Here is a 2,776-nt window from a genome sequence, read left to right on the forward strand (position 1 = left end):
CGACGACCGCCCCCGTCCGTCTGATGCCCGGTCCGATGTTCCACCTGGTGCGCGGGCCGCGGCCGCGCCCGGTCCTGGGTCCTGTGCGTCGCACGTCGCCTCCTGAATGGTCCGATGTCCCGATCGGATGTCCCCCTGGGTGTGTACTGGCGGGTAGGCGGGGTTGGGAAGAGGACGAACCGGTCAACCGGTTGGAGGGGATGCGTGCGGCGGACCGGCCGGCGCTCCGGCCGGGCGGAACCCGATGAGGCGGACGAGGAGAGGGACGACGATGACGAGCGGGACGGAACGGGAAGCCGCGGTGGACGGGACCGGGGAGGCCGGGCGGTGGCGGGTCGAGCACGACTCGATGGGTGAGGTGCGGGTCCCCGCCACGGCGCGGTGGCGGGCGCAGACCCAGCGCGCGGTGGAGAACTTCCCCCTGTCGGGGCAGCGCCTGGAGCGCGCCCACATCGAGGCGCTGGCCCGCATCAAGGGCGCCGCCGCCAAGGTCAACGCCGAACTGGGCGTGCTGGACGGCCGGATCGCGGAGGCGGTCCGCGCGGCGGCGGCCGAGGTCGCCGAAGGGCGGTGGGACGACCACTTCCCGGTCGACGTCTTCCAGACGGGCTCCGGCACCTCGTCCAACATGAACATGAACGAGGTGCTCGCCACCCTGGCGAGCGAGCGGCTCGGCCGGGACGTCCACCCCAACGACCACGTGAACGCCTCCCAGTCCTCGAACGACGTCTTCCCGTCGTCCCTGCACATCGCGGCCACGGCGGCGGTCACCCGGGACCTGATCCCGGCGCTGGAGCACCTGGCGGCGGCGCTGGAGCGCAAGGCCGAGGAGTTCGCCGACGCGGTGAAGGCGGGCCGGACCCACCTGATGGACGCCACCCCGGTGACCCTCGGGCAGGAGTTCGGCGGCTACGCGGCGCAGATCCGGTACGGCGTGGAGCGGCTGGAGGCCTCGCTGCCGCGGCTGGCGGAACTCCCGCTGGGCGGCACGGCGGTGGGCACCGGCATCAACACCCCGCCCGGTTTCTCCGCGGCGGTGATCGCCGAGGTGGCGCGGGACACCGGGCTGCCGCTCACCGAGGCGCGGGACCACTTCGAGGCGCAGAGCGCCCGGGACGGCGTGGTGGAGACCAGCGGGCAGCTGCGCACCGTCGCGGTCGGCCTGACCAAGATCTGCAACGACCTGCGCTGGATGTCCTCCGGGCCCCGCACCGGCCTGGCCGAGATCAGCCTGCCCGACCTCCAGCCCGGCTCGTCGATCATGCCGGGCAAGGTCAACCCGGTGGTGCCGGAGGCGGTGCTGATGGTGGCGGCGCAGGTGATCGGCAACGACGCCACGGTGGCCTGGGCGGGCGCGGCGGGCAACTTCGAGCTGAACGTGATGCTGCCGGTGATCGCCAAGAACGTGCTGGAGTCGGTGCGGCTGCTCGCCAACGCCTCCCGGCTGCTGGCCGACCGCACGGTGGACGGGATCGTCGCGCACCGCGAGAGGGCCCTGGAGTACGCCGAGTCCTCCCCGTCGGTGGTCACCCCGCTCAACCGCTACATCGGGTACGAGGAGGCCGCCAAGGTGGCGAAGCGGGCGCTGGCGGAACGCCGCACCATCCGCCAGGTGGTGCTGGAGTGCGGCTACGTGGAGCGCGGGGACCTCACCCTGGAGCAACTGGACGAGGCGCTGGACGTCCTGCGGATGACCCGCCCCTAGCCCAGGGCCCGTTGCCGCACGGCGACCGTTGCCGCACGGGGACCGTTGCCGCACGGGGACCGCGCCGTCGCCGTGCCGGCACCGCGCCGCCGCGGCGCGCGTGACGCGTGCCGCAGCGGCGCGCCCGGACCGGCGCCTAGGATCACGGCATGACAGCAGACTGCGGAGCGCGGCGGCGGGGCGGAAGCGGGGCGACGGAGTACTGGGCCCCCGGCAGTCACATCCTGTGGCGGTACCGGGAGAACGCCGGGGCCGGCTTCCACATCTGCCGCCCCGTCACCGTCGTCCGCGACGACGCCGACCTGCTGGCGGTGTGGCTGGCCCCCGGGACCGAGTGCGTGCGGCCGGTGCTCGCGGACGGCACGCCGATCCATCAGGAACCGCTGGAGTCGCGCTACACCAAGCCCCGCAGGGCGCGCCGGGACAGATGGTTCGGGACCGGGGTGCTGAAGCTGGCGCAGCCCGGGCGGCCGTGGTCGGTGTGGCTGTTCTGGGAATCGGGCTGGCGGTTCAAGAACTGGTACGTCAACCTGGAGGAGCCGCTGGCCCGGTGGGCGGGCGGTGTGGACTCCGAGGACCACTTCCTGGACGTGGTGGTGTACCCGGACCGGGGCTGGGACTGGCGCGACGAGGACGAGTTCGCCGAGGCGCAGCGGGTCGGGCTGATGGACGCCGGGACCGCCGCCGGGGTCCGGGAGGCCGGACGGCAGGCGGTGGAGGTCGTCCGGGCCTGGGGCCCGCCCTTCTCCGACGGCTGGGAGCACTGGCGGCCCGACCCGGCCTGGTCGGTGCCGTCCCTGCCGGATGACTGGGACCGCACGCCCGCGCACCTCTCCTCGTGAGACCCTTGATGCGCCCTGGGAGCAGAACCGTAGGATCGTCCTCCGGAACGCGCCCGGCGGTCAACGGCGGCTGGTCGAAACGGGTTTGACGACACGTCGGGCCGGTGCGCGAGGACAGGGAGAGCGGTTCGCGAGGGCGGCGCCGGCGTGGCCGGCGAGCACGGGATTGGCCTTTGGCGGCCCCGGACGGATGGATTCGACACGCGTGACGGAGCACCCCACACCCGAC

2 protein-coding genes are annotated in these 2,776 nt (G+C 73.7%); both read left to right on the forward strand.

The annotated features are described in order from the left end of the window. Positions 1–271 precede the first annotated feature (271 nt). Positions 272–1,705, forward strand: coding sequence for an aspartate ammonia-lyase (locus HW445_RS25465; protein WP_180223252.1), 1,434 nt, complete (start codon positions 272–274; stop codon positions 1,703–1,705). Positions 1,706–1,854: 149 nt separating this feature from the next. Then, entirely contained in the window at positions 1,855–2,547 is a 693-nt protein-coding gene (locus HW445_RS25470) for a DUF402 domain-containing protein (protein WP_180223253.1), read from the forward strand. Positions 2,548–2,776 lie beyond the last annotated feature (229 nt).

Source organism: Streptomyces sp. UH6 (assembly GCF_013421635.1).
Taxonomy (GTDB): domain Bacteria; phylum Actinomycetota; class Actinomycetes; order Streptomycetales; family Streptomycetaceae; genus Streptomyces; species Streptomyces abyssomicinicus.